24 protein-coding genes are annotated in these 21,621 nt (G+C 44.3%); 4 read left to right on the top strand and 20 right to left on the bottom strand.

Annotated features, from left to right (window positions below; all coding sequences use genetic code 11):
• Positions 1–73: 73 nt before the first annotated feature.
• The 4 genes from purF to ACZ5Q0_RS03140 form a co-directional block, all read right to left on the bottom strand.
• The gene (purF, locus tag ACZ5Q0_RS03125) at positions 74–1,471 is read right to left on the bottom strand and encodes an amidophosphoribosyltransferase (protein WP_447182700.1); all 1,398 of its coding nucleotides are present in this window, start codon (positions 1,469–1,471) and stop codon (positions 74–76) included.
• A 348-nt stretch (positions 1,472–1,819) separates the two neighbouring features.
• Positions 1,820–3,115, bottom strand: a complete 1,296-nt coding sequence (gene purB, locus ACZ5Q0_RS03130) for an adenylosuccinate lyase (RefSeq protein ID WP_446819444.1) — start codon at positions 3,113–3,115, stop codon at positions 1,820–1,822.
• 4 nt (positions 3,116–3,119) lie between these two features.
• Positions 3,120–3,638, bottom strand: a complete 519-nt coding sequence (gene purE, locus ACZ5Q0_RS03135; RefSeq protein ID WP_446819442.1) for a 5-(carboxyamino)imidazole ribonucleotide mutase — start codon at positions 3,636–3,638, stop codon at positions 3,120–3,122.
• 285 nt (positions 3,639–3,923) lie between these two features.
• The gene (locus ACZ5Q0_RS03140; RefSeq protein WP_446819440.1) at positions 3,924–4,160 is read right to left on the bottom strand and encodes a hypothetical protein; all 237 of its coding nucleotides are present in this window, start codon (positions 4,158–4,160) and stop codon (positions 3,924–3,926) included.
• 304 nt (positions 4,161–4,464) lie between these two features.
• Between ACZ5Q0_RS03140 and ACZ5Q0_RS03145 the strand changes: the two genes are divergently transcribed.
• From ACZ5Q0_RS03145 to ACZ5Q0_RS03155, 3 genes are all read left to right on the top strand, one after another.
• The gene (locus ACZ5Q0_RS03145) at positions 4,465–5,043 is read left to right on the top strand and encodes a GerMN domain-containing protein (RefSeq protein WP_446819438.1); all 579 of its coding nucleotides are present in this window, start codon (positions 4,465–4,467) and stop codon (positions 5,041–5,043) included.
• A gap of 134 nt (positions 5,044–5,177) precedes the next feature.
• Positions 5,178–5,531, top strand: a complete 354-nt coding sequence (locus tag ACZ5Q0_RS03150; protein WP_446819437.1) for a NifB/NifX family molybdenum-iron cluster-binding protein — start codon at positions 5,178–5,180, stop codon at positions 5,529–5,531.
• An 81-nt stretch (positions 5,532–5,612) separates the two neighbouring features.
• Positions 5,613–5,951 (top strand): PAS domain-containing protein, encoded by a 339-nt coding sequence (locus ACZ5Q0_RS03155; RefSeq protein ID WP_446819435.1) that lies wholly within the window; start codon positions 5,613–5,615, stop codon positions 5,949–5,951.
• 62 nt (positions 5,952–6,013) lie between these two features.
• Here the strand turns inward: ACZ5Q0_RS03155 and guaA are convergent, their stop codons facing one another.
• The 3 genes from guaA to ACZ5Q0_RS03170 form a co-directional block, all read right to left on the bottom strand.
• Complete coding sequence (gene guaA, locus ACZ5Q0_RS03160; RefSeq protein ID WP_446819434.1) at positions 6,014–7,543, bottom strand: glutamine-hydrolyzing GMP synthase; 1,530 nt, start codon at positions 7,541–7,543, stop codon at positions 6,014–6,016.
• A gap of 10 nt (positions 7,544–7,553) precedes the next feature.
• Complete coding sequence (gene hpt, locus ACZ5Q0_RS03165; RefSeq protein ID WP_446820721.1) at positions 7,554–8,087, bottom strand: hypoxanthine phosphoribosyltransferase; 534 nt, start codon at positions 8,085–8,087, stop codon at positions 7,554–7,556.
• 152 nt (positions 8,088–8,239) lie between these two features.
• Positions 8,240–8,953 carry a hypothetical protein gene (locus tag ACZ5Q0_RS03170; protein WP_447182701.1) on the bottom strand — a complete coding sequence of 238 codons (714 nt, stop codon included), beginning with the start codon at positions 8,951–8,953 and terminating at the stop codon, positions 8,240–8,242.
• A gap of 211 nt (positions 8,954–9,164) precedes the next feature.
• On the opposite strand from ACZ5Q0_RS03170, the gene glnA reads away from it, so the two are divergent.
• Entirely contained in the window at positions 9,165–10,598 is a 1,434-nt protein-coding gene (gene glnA / locus ACZ5Q0_RS03175; RefSeq protein WP_446819430.1) for a type I glutamate--ammonia ligase, read from the top strand.
• A 98-nt stretch (positions 10,599–10,696) separates the two neighbouring features.
• Here the strand turns inward: glnA and ACZ5Q0_RS03180 are convergent, their stop codons facing one another.
• The 13 genes from ACZ5Q0_RS03180 to ACZ5Q0_RS03240 all read right to left on the bottom strand — a co-directional run bounded on the left by ACZ5Q0_RS03180 (position 10,697) and on the right by ACZ5Q0_RS03240 (position 21,606).
• A complete protein-coding gene (locus ACZ5Q0_RS03180; protein ID WP_446819428.1) occupies positions 10,697–11,659 on the bottom strand; it encodes an acetyl-CoA carboxylase carboxyltransferase subunit alpha in 963 nt (320 codons plus the stop codon).
• A gap of 53 nt (positions 11,660–11,712) precedes the next feature.
• Positions 11,713–12,561, bottom strand: a complete 849-nt coding sequence (gene accD, locus ACZ5Q0_RS03185) for an acetyl-CoA carboxylase, carboxyltransferase subunit beta (RefSeq protein WP_446819426.1) — start codon at positions 12,559–12,561, stop codon at positions 11,713–11,715.
• 1 nt (position 12,562) lies between these two features.
• The gene (fabZ, locus tag ACZ5Q0_RS03190; RefSeq protein WP_446820720.1) at positions 12,563–12,976 is read right to left on the bottom strand and encodes a 3-hydroxyacyl-ACP dehydratase FabZ; all 414 of its coding nucleotides are present in this window, start codon (positions 12,974–12,976) and stop codon (positions 12,563–12,565) included.
• A 19-nt stretch (positions 12,977–12,995) separates the two neighbouring features.
• The gene (gene fabF, locus ACZ5Q0_RS03195; RefSeq protein WP_446819424.1) at positions 12,996–14,234 is read right to left on the bottom strand and encodes a beta-ketoacyl-ACP synthase II; all 1,239 of its coding nucleotides are present in this window, start codon (positions 14,232–14,234) and stop codon (positions 12,996–12,998) included.
• Positions 14,235–14,248: 14 nt separating this feature from the next.
• A complete protein-coding gene (gene acpP, locus ACZ5Q0_RS03200) occupies positions 14,249–14,491 on the bottom strand; it encodes an acyl carrier protein (protein ID WP_446819423.1) in 243 nt (80 codons plus the stop codon).
• Positions 14,492–14,525: 34 nt separating this feature from the next.
• The gene (gene fabG / locus ACZ5Q0_RS03205) at positions 14,526–15,266 is read right to left on the bottom strand and encodes a 3-oxoacyl-[acyl-carrier-protein] reductase (protein ID WP_446819421.1); all 741 of its coding nucleotides are present in this window, start codon (positions 15,264–15,266) and stop codon (positions 14,526–14,528) included.
• Positions 15,263–16,186, bottom strand: coding sequence for an ACP S-malonyltransferase (gene fabD / locus ACZ5Q0_RS03210; RefSeq protein ID WP_446819419.1), 924 nt, complete (start codon positions 16,184–16,186; stop codon positions 15,263–15,265). Before fabD ends, fabG begins: the two co-directional genes overlap by 4 nt.
• Positions 16,186–17,127, bottom strand: coding sequence for a DUF561 domain-containing protein (locus ACZ5Q0_RS03215; protein WP_447182861.1), 942 nt, complete (start codon positions 17,125–17,127; stop codon positions 16,186–16,188). The genes fabD and ACZ5Q0_RS03215 overlap by 1 nt, the downstream gene beginning before the upstream one ends.
• Entirely contained in the window at positions 17,117–18,094 is a 978-nt protein-coding gene (locus ACZ5Q0_RS03220) for a beta-ketoacyl-ACP synthase III (protein WP_464827282.1), read from the bottom strand. The genes ACZ5Q0_RS03215 and ACZ5Q0_RS03220 overlap by 11 nt, the downstream gene beginning before the upstream one ends.
• Positions 18,095–18,501: 407 nt before the next feature.
• Complete coding sequence (gene groL, locus ACZ5Q0_RS03225; RefSeq protein ID WP_446820718.1) at positions 18,502–20,130, bottom strand: chaperonin GroEL; 1,629 nt, start codon at positions 20,128–20,130, stop codon at positions 18,502–18,504.
• 24 nt (positions 20,131–20,154) lie between these two features.
• Positions 20,155–20,445, bottom strand: coding sequence for a co-chaperone GroES (gene groES / locus ACZ5Q0_RS03230; RefSeq protein ID WP_446819415.1), 291 nt, complete (start codon positions 20,443–20,445; stop codon positions 20,155–20,157).
• Positions 20,446–20,672: 227 nt separating this feature from the next.
• Positions 20,673–21,161, bottom strand: coding sequence for a MogA/MoaB family molybdenum cofactor biosynthesis protein (locus ACZ5Q0_RS03235; protein WP_447182702.1), 489 nt, complete (start codon positions 21,159–21,161; stop codon positions 20,673–20,675).
• 1 nt (position 21,162) lies between these two features.
• Positions 21,163–21,606: an MOSC domain-containing protein gene (locus ACZ5Q0_RS03240; protein WP_446819412.1), complete on the bottom strand. Its 444-nt coding sequence runs from the start codon at positions 21,604–21,606 to the stop codon at positions 21,163–21,165.
• Between the last annotated feature and the right edge of the window lie 15 nt (positions 21,607–21,621).

Below are 21,621 nucleotides of genomic sequence, written 5' to 3' on the forward strand. Positions count from 1 at the left end.
TTGCCTATAATTAGATTTAATCACCAGTTTAAGAAAGAACTTGCCCGTTTAAAACCAGGCAAGTTCTTCTTTATTAACTTTCTATTTTGATGGGATATTCCCCGCTGAAGCAGGCCGCACAAAAATGATCCCGGCTGTTTTTTAAAGCGCTAAACATCCCTTCCATACTTAAATAAGTTAAACTATCTGCACCTATAAACTCGCCAATTTTCTCCATTTCCATGGTATTGGCAATAAGTTCCTCCCGGCGAGAGGTATCTATTCCATAATAGCAAGGGAACCGGGTAGGCGGTGATGCCACTGCCATATGCACTTCCAGGGCACCGGCATCGCGGAGCATCTTTATTATCTTTTTGCTAGTGGTTCCCCTTACAATCGAATCATCCACCATGATAATTCTTTTTCCGGTTACGATTTGCGCAATAGCATTTAACTTTAGTCTTACACCTAGTTCACGCATCTTCTGCGTAGGTTGTATAAAAGTCCGGCCCACATAACGGTTCTTCATCAGACCTTCCTCAAAAGGAAGCCCGGCTTCTTCAGCAAACCCCAGGGCTGATGCAGTTCCCGAATCTGGTACCGAAATAACCAGATCAGCCTCAATATCAGAACATTCACGGGCTAGCTGTTTACCCATTTCCCGGCGGCTTTTATAGATATTCATGCCATCGATAGTGCTATCAGGACGGGCAAAGTATATATACTCAAAAACACAGTGCGCATTACGTGGTGAATTTATAACCTGGATAGACTGAATACCATCACGGTTAATTACTACAATTTCCCCCGGTTTTACATCACGAATTAATTCAGCCCCGATAGTATCCAGGGCGGCCGACTCTGAAGCTAAAACATAGCTCCCATTTAGATTACCCAAACAAAGGGGACGAATACCCATGGGATCACGCACCCCTACCAGAGCCTCTTCAGTCATGATCACCAAAGCAAAGGCCCCTTTCATATCTATCATACATTTAGCCAGGGCATCTTCCATTTTGTCTTGCGAGTAACGAGCCAGAAGGTTGGCTACGATTTCCGTATCAGTAGTAGTCTGAAATACTGATCCATAGGTAGCTAGGCGCTTGCGCATTTCCACTGTATTAGTCAAATTACCATTATGGGCCAGGGCAACCATACCATTAAGATAATGGAAAACCAGCGGCTGGGAATTTACTAATCCGCTTTGCCCCGTAGTGGAATAGCGAACATGTCCTATGGCAATATGCCCGGTTAGATTGCGGATATGATCCGGGTTAATTACCTCGGAAACCAGTCCCACACCTTTTTGCAATTGTATTCTATGCCCATCAGAAGCCGCAATCCCGGCACTCTCCTGTCCACGATGTTGTAAAGCATAAAGTCCGTAAAAGGTTATCCGGGCCGCATCAGTATCATTTTCGGGATCATTAAGAAAAATTCCAAAAACCCCACACTCATCTTTAAATTTGTCATCTACCGGTTCATATAGCATCTTAATGCCTCCCCCCAGGTTTGGGCCGCTTTTTCTACTATCATCTCGATAACTGTCTGATCTACATTCATAAATACCATGTCCTTTCCCTGCACCTGCTTAATACATTTACCTGCACCTCGGGCTTATTGGCCAGAGCCTTAATACCCATCAACTTTTCCGTACCAGCACTGGCCCTGACTTTTCCTGGTGCCTCACAGAAAAGTAATCTACCATCAATAGGATTAAGCCCCCCTCTTTAAAACCCCTATCAAAAACCCCTTATTTTGAGGTAATGTAAATCCAGGCCTTACATGAGCAACTTATACCATTAAATGAGGAAATCAAAACTGAGACTACCATAAAAACTTATCCTAGCCCACAGCGAGAAAATATATAATCAACCTGGCTCGTATAGATAGAACAATCGAAAACCTGTTCAATATCCTGGGTAGACAAATAGCTGGTGATGTCTTCATCGGCAAGAACTAGTTCCTTAAAATCCAGATGCTCATTCCAGCAGCGCATAGCATTGCGCTGTACCAGACTATACGCCTCTTCCCGAAGCATACCTTTGCTAACCAGAGCCAGCATTAATTTCTGAGAAAATACCAATCCCCGGGTAGAGTAAATGTTTTTCATCATATTATCCTCATACACCACCATCCCCCTGATAATACCGGTGAATTTCTCCAGAATATAATCCAGTAAAATACAGCTATCGGGGATAATAATCCTTTCAACGGAAGAATGGGTCAGATCTCTCTCATGCCAGAGGGCAACATTTTCCAGGGCAGCCATAGCATTACTGCGAATAATCCGGGAAAGTCCTGCCACCCGTTCGCTCAACATCGGATTACGTTTATGGGGCATAGCTGATGATCCCTTCTGCCCTTTACGAAAAGGCTCTTCCACTTCCAGCAGCTCCGTACGCTGCAGGTTGCGAACCTCAGTAGCCATCTTTTCTAATGAACTGGCGATAACTGCCAGACTAGTCATGAATTGAGCATGCCGGTCCCTCTGTATAATCTGGGTGGACACCGAACAAGGCTTTAAACCCAGTTCCCGGCAAACATCCTCTTCCACCCGGGGATTCAGATGAGCAAAATTACCAACTGCCCCAGAAATAGCTCCATAAGCAATTATGTCCCGGGCCTGTTTAAGTCGTTCTATATTACGTTCCATCTCGGTATACCAGAGAGCCATTTTAAGTCCGAAAGTAGTAGGCTCACCGTGAACACCATGGGTACGACCAATACATAAAGTGTATTTATAGTGCCAGGCCTTTTCGCCAATAACACTTTTTAAAATAGATAATTTATCTAAAATAATATCGGCAGAATCCCGCATTTGCAGAGCTAATCCTGTGTCCAGAATATCCGAAGAAGTCATGCCCAGGTGAATATATTTAGAAGCCGGCCCGACATTTTCAGCTAAATTAGTCAGAAAAGCAATCACATCATGATGAACCTGGGCTTCAAGCTCCCTGATACGATCAATATCAAACTTCGCCCGGGCTTTGATTTCTTCCATAGCCTCCGGCGGAATTCTTCCCAGTCGGGTCCAGGCCTCACAAGCTGCTACCTCTATTCTCAGCCAGTTGTTCAGCTTATTGGTTTCACTCCATAATGAACCCATTTCCGGAAGGGTGTAGCGATCTATCATTACATTAGTCCCCCTTATTGCTCAGATAAGCAGCTACACCTTTTTCCTTTAAGCGGGTATCTTTTTGCCGTACTCCCTGGGCCATTTTCTCCCGGTAGGCAACCAGTCTGTCCCTTAACTGTAAATCACTTACCGCCATAATCTCTACTGCCAGTAAGGCTGCATTAGCACTACCATTTATGGCCACGGTAGCTACCGGAATACCCCGAGGCATTTGCACAATAGAATATAATGAATCTACACCGGAAAGGCTGCTAGTCTTGATAGGAACACCAACTACCGGTAAAACTGTATAAGCAGCTATAACGCCGGGTAAATGAGCAGCTCCTCCCGCTCCAGCAATAATAACCTTCATTCCCCGTTCTATTGCTGTAGAAGCAAAACGGGCCGTTTCCTCCGGCAACCGGTGGGCAGAACAAATGGTTATATCATAATCCACTCCGAATTGTTCCAAAATATCGGCAGCTTCTTTCATAATGGGCAGATCAGAGTCGCTTCCCATGATTATTCCAACTAAAGGCATCAGCCACACTCCTCTGTAAATACTCTTTTTATATCTTCTGCGATAAAGGGTAAAAAATGAGAAGCCCAGCCGGAAAAGTTTCGTCACCGAAACCTATCCGCCTGGGCTTTTATCCCTATACGGTGTAGTACCCTGGGAAGGGCACCTGTGTCACTTGGACCAGCCCACATCATAAAGAGCGCGGAACCCTAGACACACTTTCGAGTTTCTTTAAAGTATTAGCTTATATGCTGATATTAGCAAAGCTTCTTTAACGTGTCAACTTAACAAAGACATATTCCGACCTTACAGTTCCAGTAAACAGTTTTTTAGCCTTTGTATTTCCCCTTTAAGAGATTGGGCTTCATAGCGAATTTCTCCATCGGGAATCATTTCCAAAGAATTTAAGCCCGCTTCATTTTCAATCTCATCTAGCCTGGTAATGATCCTGGCTGCTAAACCTTTAATAAATTTTTCTAATGAGTCTTCGCTACGGTCCACAGGGGAGACATAATCAGGTTTTTCCCAGGCATTATCCGTCAATAAATCCACCTCCCGATCATTTAACTGGAGGTTACCCGACCAAACGAGCTTTTATACCTGGTAAGCAAGGGGGAACAAGGGGACGGCAGGCTGTATAAAAAATGCTGGAATAGTATATAAATAGGGGCGATCATCTTCCTATTTCCGTTTACTGCGTATATTATGCGTAGCGGTAGATTTAAATACAGGTTTTTGGGATTTTCACACCGGCGGCCGGTTTTGAAGTGATCCCCCTCTTTCTTGTAATAATTGTGTAATATTCTCCAGGTATAATGGAGATAAATCAGGTAAAGAAGGTGAAGTAGTGCATTTCAAAAGACTAAGTACTATCCTGCCATTAGTGATTTTAATCTTGTTGCTTCTGGTCAGTGGGTGCACACCAACTAGTAAGAAATCCAACGATCCTGACCAACCCCCCCTTAATCCGGCAGACAACCAAAAGGAAAAGGTCAGCCAGGAAGTTACCCTTTATTTTGGTGATGACCAGGCCATGTATCTCGTGCCGGAAAAACGAGTGGTTCAAATTGACAGCAGTAAGAAAGAAGCCCTTTTGGCCACTGAAATTGTAAAAGAGCTTATTAACGGTCCCCGTAATAATAACCTGCGCCCCACCATTCCACCGGAGGCTAAATTACTGTCCCTAGAAATAAAGGATGGAACCGCTTATGTGGACTTTACCGAAGAGATTAGAACTAAACACTGGGGCGGTAGTGCGGGTGAGACTATGACTATCACTTCGCTGGTCAATAGCCTTACCGAATTAAAAGGTATCAATCGAGTACAAATACTCATAAACGGAAAAAAGCAAGATTCCCTGGTAGGACACTGGTACATCGGCGAACCAATTGAACGCAATGGAGATATTATTAAGGGGGCTTTATAGCCCCTTTTTTTCGTCATCCACCGGTTGGTTTATCCTTTAATAGCCGACTATCAGATTGGATAATATAATTGTAGAATATTGTATAATACTAAGCTAGAATAAAACTATCTCAACAATAATAAGGGGGCCATAAGATGAAAGTAGCTATCCCAGTAGAAGGAGAATTCGTTAATCAACACTTCGGTAAGAGCCGTGACTTTGCTATAGCCAGCATTATGGATGGAGTAGTTAGTGATATCCACTTAGTAAATGCTAACAACCTGCAGCATAATCACGAGGGTTTGTCTGATCTTTTACTCCGTGAAGGAGTGGGAACAGTGATAGTTGGCGGTATAGGTGCTCCAGCCAAGCAGGCTTTAGAGATTAACGGTTTATCAGTTATTCGTGGCGCTCAAGGTTTTTACCGCGAGGTTTTAGAACAATTCTCAGCAGGTAAGCTAAGCGACCAAAATGTAACCTGTAACCATCATGGTGACCACCATCATTAATTCTCACTAGCTGGGACAAAGGGTAAACATCCCTTTTGTCCCCTACGGGTTTAAAATTAATGGAAAGAGAGAATACATAAGATGCAGATTCCCCGTTGGATCCAGCAGTTACCTGCTGCAGTTACCGTATGTGATCAGGAAGGGATTATAATCTATATGAATGAGATCTCGGTTGGTAACTTTTCCGCGGAAGGGGGCCGTCACCTTTTGGGGAGAAACCTATTCGATTGCCATCCTGAACCTTCCCGCAGTAAACTCAATGAAATGTTTAAAAACCATACTCCTAACTACTACACTATTGAAAAAGACGGGATAAAAAAATTAATCGTCCAGTCTCCCTGGTATGAAAACCATAACTTTATGGGGTTTATTGAAATGATTGTGGAAACACCTACTAAACTACCCCATTATCAAAGATAAATTACCCGTTTATACAAAGATAACTCCCCTGTTTTACTGAACAGAGGAGTTATCTTTTTTTCCTATTCCCACTCAATGGTTCCGGGTGGTTTGCTGGTAATATCGTAAGCTACCCGGTTAACACCATTAACTTCTTTTATTATGCGCTGGGCCATTATTTCCAGTAGATCATAAGGTAAACGGGCTATTTCAGCAGACATAGCATCATCACTGATCACTGCCCGTATTATAATAGGATAAGCATAGGTGCGTTCATTATCTTTTACCCCTACACTGCGTACCGGGGGCAGTACCGCAAAAGCCTGCCAGATTTCTTTTTCCAGGCCGGCTTTCTTTATCTCTTCCCGGACAATCGCATCAGCCTCCCGCAGTATCTCTAATTTTCCCCAGGTGACTTCTTCTAAAACACGAACTGCCAAACCTGGACCCGGGAAGGGCTGACGCCATACAATTTCATCAGAAATACCTAACTTTTCACCTATAATTCTGACTTCATCTTTAAATAAAAGACGTAAGGGCTCAATAAGTTTGAAATCCATATCCTCAGGAAGTCCCCCTACGTTATGGTGGCTTTTAATAACACCGGTGGTTTTGGTACCGCTTTCGATTACATCAGGATATACTGTTCCTTGTACCAAATAATCTATTTCCCCTAATTTGGCTTTTTCTTCTTCAAAGACACGGATAAATTCTTCGCCGATAATCTTGCGCTTACGTTCTGGATCAGTAACTCCCGCCAGGCGAGCCAGAAAACGCTCCTCCGCCCTAACCAGAATTAGGTTCATATGCATCTGGTTCTGAAAGGTTTCAACCACCTGATCGACTTCACCTTTACGCATTAAACCGTGATCAACCAGGACACATACTAGTTGGTCACCCACCGCTTTATGTACTAAGGCAGCAGCAACCGCAGAATCTACCCCACCGCTTAGTCCGCAAAGTACCTTTTTGTTACCTACCCGGGTACGAATATCTTCGATAGTCTCATCTATAAAGTCATCCATATTCCAATCTGCCCGGCATCTGCAAATTTTAAACAGGAAATTCTTTAATATATCCCGTCCGTAAACAGTCTCTTTGGCCTCGGGATAAAATTGAACACCATATAGTTTTCGTTCCGGGTTAGCTATAGCCGCAAAAGAGCAGTTATCCGTGCTACCTGTTTTTATCCACCCTTCCGGCAGAGCAGCCACCATATCCTTACCACTCATCCATACCTGCATATCCTTTTCCAGGCCGGAAAATAACAGGTCTTCTCCTGCTACTGAAAACCGGGTGCCACCTTCCGATAGTTTAACAGGCTGGGTCTCCCCCCCCAGATGCTGGACCATGAGCTGCATTCCATAAGCAGTTGCCAATACCGGTACTCCCAGATCGAATATGCGCCAGTCACACTGGGGTGCCCCTTCTTCCTGTATACTGGCCGGACCCCCGCTAAGAATTATCCCCTGCGGGTTTTTAGCCTTTACTTCTTCATAGGGAATATCAAAAGACACCATTTCACTATAAACTGAAAGTTCCCTAATCCGGCGAGCCATCAGTTGATTATGTTGCCCACCAAAATCCAGTACCAGAACTAATTCCCTATCCATAAATTCACCTCTATTTTTGATAAACTGAGGGCTTTAATTCACAGACGGCCGGATAGTGACGGTATTGCTCTGCGTAATCAAGCCCATAACCAACTACAAACCTGTCAGGAATAGAATATCCTACGTATTCGGGAAATATGTCCGCCTTACGCCGGGAAGGTTTGTCCAAAAGGCAGCATATCCTAATACTACCCGGGCCACGACGGTGTAAGATTTCTTTAATGTACTTGAGAGTTAACCCAGTGTCAACTATATCCTCCACGATCAATACATCTTTATCCTTAATAGAATACTCCAGGTCCTTTATAATTCTAACTTCCCCTGATGAAACGGTCGAATCGCCATAACTGGATACATCCATAAAATCAAGCTGCAGGGGAAGGTCAATCTCCCTTACCAGATCGGCCATAAAAATAAAGGCGCCTTTAAGAATGCCTACTACTAAAAGGTCTCTACCCTGATAATCAGCATTAATAATCTGCCCCAGTTCTTTTACCTTCCGGGTAACAGCTTCTCGGTCGAAGAGAATATCTACTTCATCCAAATTCAACAACTGCACCTCCTTATAAAATGGATTATAACAACTACAGAGGCACTGTGCAATTAATCCCATTGATAGTATAAGTGCTTAAAAAGGTACCTGAATATAATTAAGCCGGAGCTAAGCCCCGGCTTGAAGTTAACAATTTTATTGAGTTATTCCTTTTTAGAGGCCGTATCCGGCGGTCTAATACTTAGCTTCTGGTTAATGTCTTTAAATTCCACTTTAAGGTTTAATTTGGTTTGGGGTGTTTGTTTATTAACAGCGGTTAAAACTGCCTTACATATTAGATTTTGCTTGTAATCAATCCATAATCTATATTGAAAATCCTTCCAGATACTTTCCAACAGCTGGCTCTCAATCGAGGGCCGGCAGTCAATGACCAAACATTCCGTACCATCTATAGTTCCAAACCCTACTTTACTAACATCCGCTACCTGCTTAAAGCGAAAATTTGAAAGTGGATTAAGCTCGGAAATCAGCAGTTCCTCCGAGTTGGTAGTACCACTATCGATGACCAGCCATTTTCTGGAGAAGGAATCATAGTTATAGATAGTACGGTCTATATAATAAATATCAATCGGTGTGTTAACCATCTCCCCCTTTATATGAGTATTTCCTTTAGTTCTCTCACCTTTGACCTCACTTATCACCTCCTTTCGGTTGTCAACGGTAAATCCGGATTTAAGATGGTATCTATAACTGGTGACCGCGGTCATTTTTTTTATTGCTTCATCGAGAACCACCTGGGGCTCCAACTTTGATTTAATATAGTATTCTTTAATGGTTCCTGCTGAAGCTGCTAAAGCTACCAGCAACATCCCGGTTATAATCAGTATTATCCAACGGGTTTTATTTATAATACTCACTCCCTGCTAGTGTCCTTTAAGTAATACATTGTATTAAACTCATCCCCGGGATATTACTTAACCGACTGTAGAATATTATTCCATACAGGTGGCATGGACTAGATCATAAAGTCCTTTACGAAGGGTTTTCAGGTTTGTTATAATTTGCAGGTGATTAGTATAGTCGTAAATGGTTCATTATAGCTATATAAACTAAAGGAGGATCAATAGAGTGTTTGGCAGTTATGAAGATGTGATGAAGTTCTGCACAGATAACCAGATCCAGATGATTGACTTTAAAATGATTGATCTGCTGGGTAGATGGCGCCACCTAACTATCCCTACCATCCGCTTCACCCCTGATACCCTGGAATACGGAATCGGTTTTGATGGTTCTAACTACGGATATGCTCCCATAGAAAACAGTGACATGGTTTTCATCCCCGACATCACCACTGCGGTCTGTGACCCTTTTACCGAGGTTCCAACCCTAAGTATGATTGGGGATGTTTTCGTTATTGCCCAGCCCAAAAATTACCGTTTTGATCAGGATCCACGTACTATAGCTACCCGGGCAGAAAAATACCTGCAGTCAACTGGAATTGCAGATGAAATACGCATAGGTCCGGAATACGAATTTTATGTTTTTGACCAGGTTAGCTATGAGTGCCTCCCTAACCGGACTGGTTTTATAATAGATACCGAACAGGCTATCTGGAATAGCGGTGAAAACGCATGCCAAAATCTAGGATATAAAATCCCTCTCAAAGGTGGCTACCATATTACACCACCACAGGATATCCTCTATGACCTGCGCTCCAGAATGTGCCTGCTTTTAGAAGATAATAATATTGCAGTTAAGTACCATCATCATGAAGTAGGTGGCCCCGGTCAAATTGAAATTGAAGTGGAATTTGGCGGAATTAAAGAAATGGCAGATAAGACTATGCTGGCCAAATACCTTATTAAGAATCTAGCTTTTCAGGAAGGCAAAACGGTTACCTTTATGCCTAAACCCCTCTATGGAGAAGCTGGTAATGGTATGCATGTACATATGCATATGTTTAAGGATGGTAAACCGGTATTCTATGACAAAGACGGATATTCACAATTAAGCCAGGAAGCCCTGTATTTCATCGGGGGACTGCTTAAACATGCTCCGGCATTACTGGCCCTGACTAGTCCCACTACCAATTCCTACAAAAGACTAGTTCCTGGTTATGAAGCACCAGTCAGTGTATGCTTTGCTACTGCTAACCGCAGTGCAGTAATAAGAGTCCCGGCTTACGCCAAGTCCCCCGCCCAAAAGCGTTTTGAATTCCGCTCCTCCGATGCCAGCTGCAACCCGTATCTGGCCTTTGCCGCTCTGCTTATGGCTGGAATCGATGGAATTTTAAATAAAACCGACCCAACTGCGGCAGGTTTTGGTCCCTATGATATAAACCTTTATAATTTACCAGCTGAAGAACAGGCTAAGATTAAGTCCCTGCCTAAAAACCTTGATGAAGCTCTAGATGCACTGGAAGCTGACCACGACTTCCTGCTGGCTGGTGGAGTATTCCCGGAACGGTTGATCGAAACCTGGATAGCAGCTAAACGCAAAGAAACCCGTCAGGTAAATGACCAGCCCCATCCACTGGAATTCGAACTATATTATGATCTTTAAAAAGTAATGGTTTAGCCATTACTTCATTAAAAAAGTCTTTGGCAAAGCCAAAGACTTTTTTTATCTAAAGGGCAGATTACAGGAGAATCCTGGTGATCTTAGAAAGTACCTATTTCTCCTCCCACACTTAACAACCTGGTTTGCCGCTGTGTAACCAGCAGCTTCCGGTCTACTTCAACCAATTCCTGCAAATGGAATTTAAGCCTATCATCGATCCTTTGCACCATGGTATCCATATCCTGCTGAGCCCCACCAGGAGGTTCCTCTATAATTTCATCAGCCAAACCCAGCTTCAAAAGATCCTGAGCAGTAATTTTCATAACTGCAGCCATTTGTTCAGTTTTTTCCAAATTCCTCCATAGAATAGAAGCACATGCTTCTGGAGAAGCCACCGAAAATACTGCGTGGGATAGCATAAGCAAACGGTCACTAACTGCTAGGGCTAGAGCTCCTCCACTGCCCCCCTCCCCAGTTACTATGCTTATAACTGGCACCGAAAGCCTGGAAAGCTCCATAAGTACCCGGGCGATAGCCCATCCCTGACCTCTTTCCTCGGCTGCAACTCCCGGGTAAGCACCTGGTGTATCAATAAATGTTATAACTGGACGATTAAACTTTTCTGCCTGGTGAAGCAGACGAGATACTTTACGAAACCCTTCCGGGTGAGGCATTCCAAAATGGCGCTGCAGGTTTTCAGTAGTTTGTTTACCCTTCTGGTGCCCCAGCAGAGTAACTATATACCCCTGATAAATCCCAATACCTCCCACAATAGCCGGATCTTCCCCTATTAGCCGATCCCCACGCAGCTCGATCCAGTCATCACATAATCTAGCGATATATTCAAGGGGAGTTGGCCGGCCGGGCTGACGACTTATCAAAACCTTTTCCCAGGCAGTTAAATGGTTATATTTATCCTGTCGCATAAATTCGATCTTGTTTTCCAATTCTTCAATCTCTTTTTCCAGATCTACCTGCATTTGTTCAGCTATTAATTTTAGCTCTTCAACCTTGCGCTGGAGCTGCAAGGCCTGTTCCTCAAAATCAAAGTTGCGTTTTACCATGCTATCCTCCTGACCATAATTGCGGACAGCTATCTGTTACTAACTAGATTTGATTATAGCGCCGAAACAGTATGCATGCTTATAATGCGGGTTAAGTATTCGCGTAACTCCTGACGGTTCACTACCGCATCAACCATTCCATGCTCTAACAGAAACTCCGACCGCTGAAAACCCTCGGGTAGTTTTTGTTTTAAGGTTTGCTCAACTACCCTAGGGCCAGTAAAACCAATAAGGGCTCCTGGTTCGGCCACAATAATATCAGCCAAAGATGCAAAACTGGCTATCACTCCCCCGGTAGTCGGATGAGTTAATACCGCTACATACAATAAACCAGCCCGGTCAAGTTCACCAATAGCTGCTGATGTCCTTGCCATCTGCATTAGAGCCAGCATACCTTCCTGCATACGGGCTCCGCCTGATGCCGTAAACAGCAGCAAAGGACATTTCTCCGCCATAGCCTTTCTAACCGCCAGTACCACTTTATAGCCTACTACCACTCCCATACTGGCCATCATAAAACGCGAATCCATAACACCCAGTACTACCTGGTGCCCTCCAATACATGCCATACCAGTAACTATAGCCTCACTAAGCCCGGTTCTTTCACGGGCCTGTTTCAGTTTAGCATCATAGCCCGGAAAGTTAAGGAGATTATGGGAAGAGATTTCTCCTCCAAATTCCTCAAAGCTCCCCGGATCGACGATAGATTCTATACGCCGGTAGGCATCCAGAGGGAGATGATAACCACACTCCTCACATACCTTCAACTCAGATATAACCTCTTCCAGGGTTCGGGAACATGAGGGACACCTGGAAATAGTCGGACTCTCCGTAGTATCTTTGGAAATCACCGTGGGAGGTAGGGAAAAATACTTTTTCTTACTAAATAGGTAGTTTTTCATCCTATCTAGCTCCTTTAACTAGAGCGAATAAAAACTCGCCTTTACATACCAGTTTATCTTCTACCATGACCTGACCTTTTCCCCGCCCTATCGTACCTTTTATAGTCACTAATTCAGTGGTAATCACCAGACGATCCCCGGGCAGTACGTTATTTTTAAAACGTATCCGGTCGATTCCAGCCAAATAAGGCAGACAATCCTGGTAATGATCATCTGCTAATAGAGCACAGGCCCCGGTTTGCGCCATGGCCTCCAGGATCATTACTCCCGGCATAACGGGATGCCCTGGGAAATGTCCAGTAAAAAACGGTTCATTAATGGTTACATTTTTGATGGCAGTAGCTTTCTTCCCTGGTTCTATATCCACAATGCGATCCACCATTAAAAATGGATAGCGGTGCGGTAATAAAGCCATTACTTTATCTATCACACTATCACCTTACCTTCCTGATAACTAATACCGCATTATGACCACCAAATCCTAATGATTCAGATATAACGGTGTTTAGTTCAGCCTGGCAAGATTTCAACGGAGTATAGTCTAAATCACATTGCGGATCAGCCGTTTCCAGATTAAGAGTAGCGGGAACTGTATTGTTTATCAAAGCCAAAACTGAAGCTATCGCTTCTACCGCCCCAGCTGCCCCCAACATATGACCTGTATACGGTTTGGTAGAACTTATTTTTAAATTACGGCTATGAGAACCAAACACCTCTTTAATGGCCAGAGTTTCCGCCAGATCATTAAGCCCGGTGCCGGTTCCATGAGCATTGATATAATCCACTTCCTGTGGCTGAATAGCAGCATCATCCAGAGCCGCTCGTATAGCTATGGCTGCACCCTTACCTTCTGGATCCGGCTGTACCATATGCACTGCATCAGTACTGCCCCCATAACCGATAATTTCCGCATAAATATGGGCCCCGCGTTCCTGGGCATGCTGGAGCTCCTCCAGTATTAACACTCCTGACCCTTCACCCATAACAAATCCATCCCGGTCGGCATCAAAAGGCCGACAGGCCTTAGTAGGTTCATCATTACGGGTGGACATGGCTTTCATTGAACAAAACCCAGCTATGCCGGTGGGAGTAATACAAGACTCACTTCCTCCAGTCAACATTACTTCTGCTTTGCCCCAACGAATGAGATTAAAAGCCTCACCAATGGAGTTAGCCCCTGAAGCGCAGGCGGTAACTGTACAACCACTCGGTCCCCGGGCTCCAGACATAATAGCAACCTGGCCGGAGGCCATGTTGGGAATTAACATAGGAATGAAAAAGGGACTTACCCCTCCTGCCCCTCTATTAATCAGAGCCACATGCTGTTTTTCAAAAGTCTCTATTCCTCCAATTCCGGAACCGATCCATACCCCGGCCCGATAAGAATCCTCTGGTTTAATTACTAATTGAGCATCTTCCAAAGCAAGCCGGGCCCCACTACAGGCCAACTGGGTAAAACGGTCCATCCGTCTGGCTTCCGCCCGGGGTATATAATCCTGGGCATTGAAACCCTCTACCTGGGCAGCAATTCGAGTGGGAAACCGGCTGGCATCAAACCGGTCAATTGGGCCTATCCCGCTTTTGCCCTGTAACAGGTTGTTCCAGAATTCGGTTTTATTATGTCCTACCGGGGTGATCATCCCCATCCCGGTTATTACTACCCGCCTGGTCATCCCTATCACCCCAATTACTCTTTTTCCGCCACTTGGGCCTGGATATAATCAACTGCATCACTTACAGTTTTTAGTTTTTCCGCAACCTCTTCTGGAATCTGCAGTTCAAATTTTTCCTCTAACAACATTAACATCTCTACAATATCCAGTGAATCGGCCTCCAGATCTTCTTCAAAATGCGATTCCAGCTTTACAGTATCAGCTGGAACATCCTTAATCTCAACAATAATATCTCTTACAGTTGCAAATACATCCATCTCTTTTTCCTCCTTAATACAAGTTTATTTATATTTATAATGCACTCATGCCTCCATCCACACGGATCACCTGACCACTAAGATAATCTGCCTGGGTGGAGACTAGAAATGCCACAACTCCTGCAACATCCTGGGGAGTTCCCAGGCGACCTACCGCAATGCCTTCCAGCATTTTTTGCTGAATCTCTTCATTCAAATCAGAGGTCATATCGCTGGCAATATAGCCTGGAGCAACAATATTAGCATTTATTCCCCGGCTTCCATATTCCCGAGCAATAGACCTAGTCATCCCAATCAGCCCGGCTTTAGAAGCCGCATAGTGTACCTGACCAGCATTACCATTGATACCTACTACTGATGATATACTGACAATTCTGCCATAACGCTGGCGGAGCATTAATTTTACAGCTGCCCGGCTGCAATAAAAAGCGGAATTTAAATTAGTAGTTAATATTTTTTCCCAGTCAGCATCACTGATGCGTAATAGCAACTGATCCTGGTTTATCCCAGCATTATTAACTAGTACATCAATTCTCCCGTAGCAACCAGCAGTATCTTTAACGAGGCGGCTGGCCGCTTCTGAATCAGCTACATCAGCTGCTATAGCAGTAGCCTCTCCTCCCCGGCTTTTGATTTCCTCCACAACTTCCCGAGCTTTTTCTTCGTTACTGTGGTAATTAACAACTACCTGGAAGCCGTCTCCAGCCAATTGGACAGCAATAGCCCGGCCGATCCCCCGGGAAGCACCAGTCACCAGAGCTACTTTTGGTTTCATAAAGCTTTCACCCTCTCTAGTACCTTATTCAGTGAATTCACATCATGAATTGACCCCAGAAAAGCCTGCCGATCAATCCGTTTCACCAGACCAGCCAGGGTATTGCCCGGGCCTATTTCTATAAAATAATCTACTTTATCCCGCATGTAACGTATACTATGTTCCCACAAAACCGGAGAAAATAATTGTCTGGCTAAAATACCGGGTAAATCCTGTCTGGAATTTTCCCGGGCATTAACATTACTGACTACCGGCAGCAAAGGTTCATTCCATTCCAATTCAGTAAGATAAGGTTTTAAAGCCTGTGCTGCTTCCATCATTAAAGGGCTATGTGAGGGAACACTTACCGCTAAAGGTATTACTCGCCCCCCCATTTCTTTGATAATGGCACCGGCTTGCTCCACCGGTATTTTTTCTCCGGAAATAACCACCTGGCCAGGACAGTTGTAATTGGCTATACCTACTACACCTTCCGCCTGCTCACAGGCCTCTTCTACTCTAGCATTCTCCAGGCCGGTAACCGCAGCCATTGCCCCACAATTTTCAGGAACCGCTTCCTGCATCAGCTTCCCTCTAATACTTACCAGATTTAGGGCCTGTTCAAAATCTATGGCTCCGGCAGCCGTTAAAGCCGTATACTCACCTAGACTTAGTCCCGCCAGCATTTGGGGATTAATACCCTTATTACGAACCACCTCTAACATGGCTATACAGGTAGTTAATAAAGCGGGCTGAGCCCAGCGGGTCATATCCAGCTTTTCCTGGGGACCTTCAAAACATAAATTGCTTAAACTAAAACCGGCAGCATTATCAGCCCGCTGAAAAATACCGGCTGCTTCTTCAAAATGCTCAGCAAATTCTTTTCCCATTCCGGCCCGCTGGGCCCCCTGACCGGGAAAAAGTAAAGCTATCCGGGCCATTATTTCCCTCCTAACCGTTCTTTAACCTCAGCGGCTTCCCTCATCATGCTATTAACGATATCAGCAGCACTTTCGACTTTCTTTACCGCTGCACACGCTTGGCCTGCCAGTACCGTACCTTCAACAATATCTCCCTTAACAGCCGCAGCTGGATAACGTCCCCGCCCTAGTTGCTCCAGTTCCTCCCGACTAGCTCCACTACGTTCCTTTTCCAGGTACAGACGGGTAAACTGATTACGAATGGCCCGTACCGGATGACCGGTCACTGTTCCACAAACTACCGTATCCCGGTCACGGGCTTTAATAACTTTTTGCTGGTATTCCGGGTGGACCTCACATTCCTGGGCACATATAAACCTGGTCCCCACCTGTACTCCTTGGGCTCCTAAGGCCAGGGCTGCTATAATGCCCCGACCATCGAAAATTCCACCAGCCGCAATCACCGGGATATCAACTGCATCAACAACCATCGGTACAATAGTCATGGTACTCATCTCGCCGATATGTCCTCCTGACTCCATTCCTTCGGCGATAATAGCATCTGCTCCCAGACGGGCTAATCGTTTAGCTAAAGCTACTGAAGCTACCACCGGGATTACCTTTATACCTGCCTCTTTAAATACCGGTATGTATTTTCCGGGATTACCGCCTCCCGTAGTGACTACCGGTACCTTTTTTTCAATAACAGTCCTAATAATTTCATCTATGTCAGGCCTAGCCAGCATCAGATTGACAGCAAAGGGCTGGCTGGTAATGGTGTAGGCAATATCAATCTGTTCCCTGATCCATTTAATATCTCCTCCACCTGTTCCAATCACGCCTAATGCTCCCGCCTTAGATACAGCCCCGGCTAATCGCCCCCCCGCTATCCAGGCCATACCCCCTTGGAAAAACGGGTATTTAATATCAAGTAAATCACAGAGTACAGTTTTAATCACCAGCATTTAACCTCCCCCAGCGAACCAATGCTCCTCCATAGGTTAACCCAGCACCAAAGGCTACCATAAGGACTACATCGCCTTCTTTTATCCGTCCGGAGGAATAGGCCTCCGACAGAGCCACAGGAATAGATGCTGCCGACATATTACCATACCGATCTATATTAATCATAGTTTTATCTTCTGCTATTTTCATGCGCTTCATAGCAGTACGAATAATCCTTAAATTAGCCTGGTGAGGTACAAACAGGTCAACATCATTATAATCAAGTCCGGCCCGGTCCAGTAACTGTTTACTTACCTCCACAATGATCCGGGAAGCAAAGCGAAATACATCATTACCATTCATGTTAATGTAATGAAGGCGCTGGGCAACTGTTTCCTGACTGGCCGGCTGCAAAGAACCTCCGGCCGGCATATGTAAAAGCTGATGTCCTCGACCATCTGCCCCCACCAAAGTCTCAATTATCCCGGCGTTATCTTCAGCTAAACCTAAAACGGCTGCTCCAGCCCCATCACCAAATAGCACACAGGTATTCCGATCAGTATAATCAGTAATTCTGGTTAAAAGGTCTGCTCCTATAATAAGAGCATACCTGCATCCACCTGCCTGCACATATTTTTTAACTAGATCCATAGCATATATAAATCCCGTACAACCAGCCTGCAGATCAAAAGCAGCCGCATTAAAAGCCTGAATTTTTTCCTGTACCAGGCAGGCGGTCGAGGGAAAAACCATATCTGGAGTTACAGTCGCAACGACAATTAAGCCTATTTCAGAAGACGGTAACCCAGCCTGTTTTAAGGCTGCCAGTGCTGCCTGAGCACACAAATCCGAGTTGGCCGTTCCAGGTTTAACTATGCGCCTTTCTCTAATACCAGTACGTTCTATTATCCATTGATCCGAAGTATCCACCATTTGTTCTAAATCTTGATTGGTCAGCACTCCTTCCGGAAGTGCATGTCCCATACCAAGTATTTCAATACCCAAAAGAACCCACCACCTTAATAATCCCGTATTTCCAGTTTTTCCGGGACCCTTAACCGGTAATATAACCTTAATTCCTTCTTAAGGATTTTAATTGATCCCTATACATTATGAATATTACATAGGATACATGCAACTTGAATTAATTAAAGCAATAACTACATCCTAAAGTCAAGAATATTTTCAGAATATTCTGATAAGTTGTTGGTATTTTATATACATATTAGCGTTTTAATACTCTAGATTTCCGTCTTAGGCTTTAAAAACATACGCTTTTTCCGGGTCGGTAGATAAATTCCTATGTTTCCAACTGATATTTTTTAAAGTTTACCAGTATTATAGGTTAAAAAAAGGCGCTCTTTATGAGCGCCTTTTTTCTTTCGTTACTTTTACATCATCGGCATACCGCCGCCAGCTCCAGCTCCCATACCCTTCATGGGGTCATCCTTACCGGGGATCTCGCTAACTACAGCTTCTGTGGTCAACACCATAGCAGCAATACTGGCTGCATTCTGCACAGCAGAACGGGTAACTTTGGCCGGGTCAATAATCCCTGCTCCGATCATATTTTCATAAGCACCAGTCAGGGCATTATAACCAGTTCCTACTGATGCGGCTTTAACTTTTTCTACGACTACCGATCCTTCTACACCTGCGTTATTAGCAATCTGGCGCAGGGGTTCTTCCAGAGCTTTCTTAACCAGGTTTATACCGGTCTGTTCGTCACCTTCGGCAGTAATCTTTTCAATAGCAGCGATGACATTAATCAGAGCTGCACCACCGCCAGAAACAATACCTTCCTCAACTGCAGCCTTGGTAGCAGCCAGAGCATCCTCAATACGGTGCTTTCTCTCTTTTAACTCGGTTTCAGTAGCTGCCCCTACCTGGATTACAGCTACGCCGCCGGATAGTTTAGCCATTCTTTCCTGTAATTTTTCGCGGTCATACTCAGAATCAGTTTCCTCCAGCTGTCTTTTAATGTTGGCGATACGATCTTTTACAGCTCCCTCAGAACCAGCCCCATCAATAATAATGGTTTCCTCTTTCTTTACTACCACCTGACGAGCTCTTCCCAGCATATCCAGGGTAACGTTTTCCATTTTTACTCCCAGATCTTCTGAGGCCACCTGTCCATCGGTCAGGATAGCAATATCATCAAGCATAGCTTTTCTTCTCTCACCAAAGGCAGGAGCCTTGACTGCCACGCAGTTAAAGGTACCTCTTAACTTATTCACTACCATAGTCGCCAGAGCTTCGCCTTCTACTTCTTCAGCAATAAGCAATAAAGGTTTGCCGGTCTGGACTACTTTTTCTAGTACAGGCAGGACTTCGTGGATAGAAGCTATTTTTTTATCACTAATTAGGATGTAAGGATTATCCAGAACTGCTTCCATCTTCTCAGTATTAGTTATCATATAAGGAGAAATATACCCACGGTCAAAGCTCATCCCTTCCACAACTTCCAGGTAAGTGCCTACCGACTGAGATTCTTCTACAGTGATAACACCGTCACGCCCTACCTTTTCCATGGCATCAGCAATAAGGGTGCCAATCTCAGGATCATCCGCAGAAATAGCTGCTACCTGAGCAATGGAATCTTTTGATTCTACCGGCTTACTAATATTTTTAATTTCATCGACTAATGCATTAACAGCTTTGTCTATACCCCTTCTCATAATCATAGGGTTAGCGCCAGCCGCCACGTTCTTAAGGCCCTCTTTAATCATAGCCTGGGCCAGCACAGTAGCCGTAGTAGTACCATCACCAGCCACATCATTCGTCTTGATAGCAACTTCTTTTACCAATTGACAACCTAGATTTTCCCATGGATCCTCCAGGTCAATATCCCGAGCGATGGTTACACCATCATTAGTAATGGAAGGGGACCCAAATTTGCGATCCAGTACTACATTTCTACCTTTGGGACCTAAGGTAACCTTTACTGCATTAGCAAGTGTATCTACTCCCTTTTCCAGGGATCTTCTAGCTTCTTCACCGAATTTAATTTCTTTGGCTATCATCTATGTACCTCCTTCACCTGTTTACTTTAAAATTGCCAGTACGTCTCTTTCGGACAGTATCAAGTAGTCTTCTCCATCAACTTTAACTTCGGTACCAGCATATTTGGAATAGATGATCCGGTCGCCTACCTTGACATCCATGACTATTCTTTCACCCTTGTCATTTAAAGCTCCAGAACCAACTGCCAGTACTTCTCCTTCCTGGGGTTTTTCCTTGGCTGTATCAGGAACATAAAGTCCGCTCTTAGTTTTTTCTTCGGCCTGTTCAAGTACTTTAACCACCAGACGATCTGCTAAAGGTTGAATTCTCAAAGGTTATACCCCCTTTAAATTTTGTAATTTATTGTATCTTGTTATTAGCACTCATTAATTGCGAGTGCTAATAACACTATAATAAATATTAGGCAACTCTAGGCCAGTGTTCAATTCACGATAGGCACCGAATCTGCCTAATATTTCCGATTTATATTATGCGCGTGCGCTTTTCTTTTTATACCTCTAAAAAACGTAATTTTTCATAGTACTTTTAAAAAACCGGGTTAACCTTGCCCGCATTCGCTGGCCGAACCAATTAAAATATCTAAACCATGATCTAGGGCAGGAAGTATAGCTTCCAGGGATTCACGAACCCCTTTAACACTTCCTGGTAGGTTAATAATAAGGGTTTTTCCCCTGATCCCAGCTGTTGCCCGAGATAACATTGCTTTAGGGGTTTTTTGCAAACCGTAAAATCGGATAACCTCCGGTATACCTGGTACCTCCTTTTCCACCACCTCCCGGGTCGCATCTGGAGTAACATCCCGCAGGGAAAAACCGGTTCCGCCTGAAGTTAATAGCAGATCTAACTCAAGAACATCACTGGCATGGATTAACCTGTTTTTAATAATATCTTTTTCATCCGGAATAATTTCATAGTACTCCACCTGGTAAACTTCACCCAGGCTATCTTTAATCTGCTGCCCGCTGAGATCCTCACGCTCCCCCCGTGCCCCTTTATCGCTTAGGATCAAAATCCCTGTCCGGTACATTTTATATCACCTCAACCAGATCGCCTTTTTTTATTAGACCACCATTGACCGCCCGACAAAAAAGCCCCTCATAGGGAAGCAGGGTAACCCCTAGAGTACGGGTAACCACACTAGGGTGATCTTCTTTGCCTATCTGGGAAACCTGAAGAATAACATCCGCTCCAATTTTCAATTTACCGCCTACGCCAACTTTAACCAAGTCAATCCCTTCAATAAGCAGGTTTTCCGCAAATTGTCCCGGACCTATATTCATTCCTTTTTCCTGGTTTACTCTTTGTACACTGGCATAATTAAGACAGGTAACCTGACGCCCCCAGTCACCGGCATGTCCATCGTTTTCAATACCCTTATTCTCGATAACCTGGGCTTCTAACACCTCTTTTTTTAATTGTCCTCTTTCCGGACTAATACATATAGAATGAAGACTGCCCCTTACCCCGTTCATTAATCCATCCTCCTT

It is taken from the genome of Syntrophomonas erecta subsp. sporosyntropha (assembly GCF_055395365.1).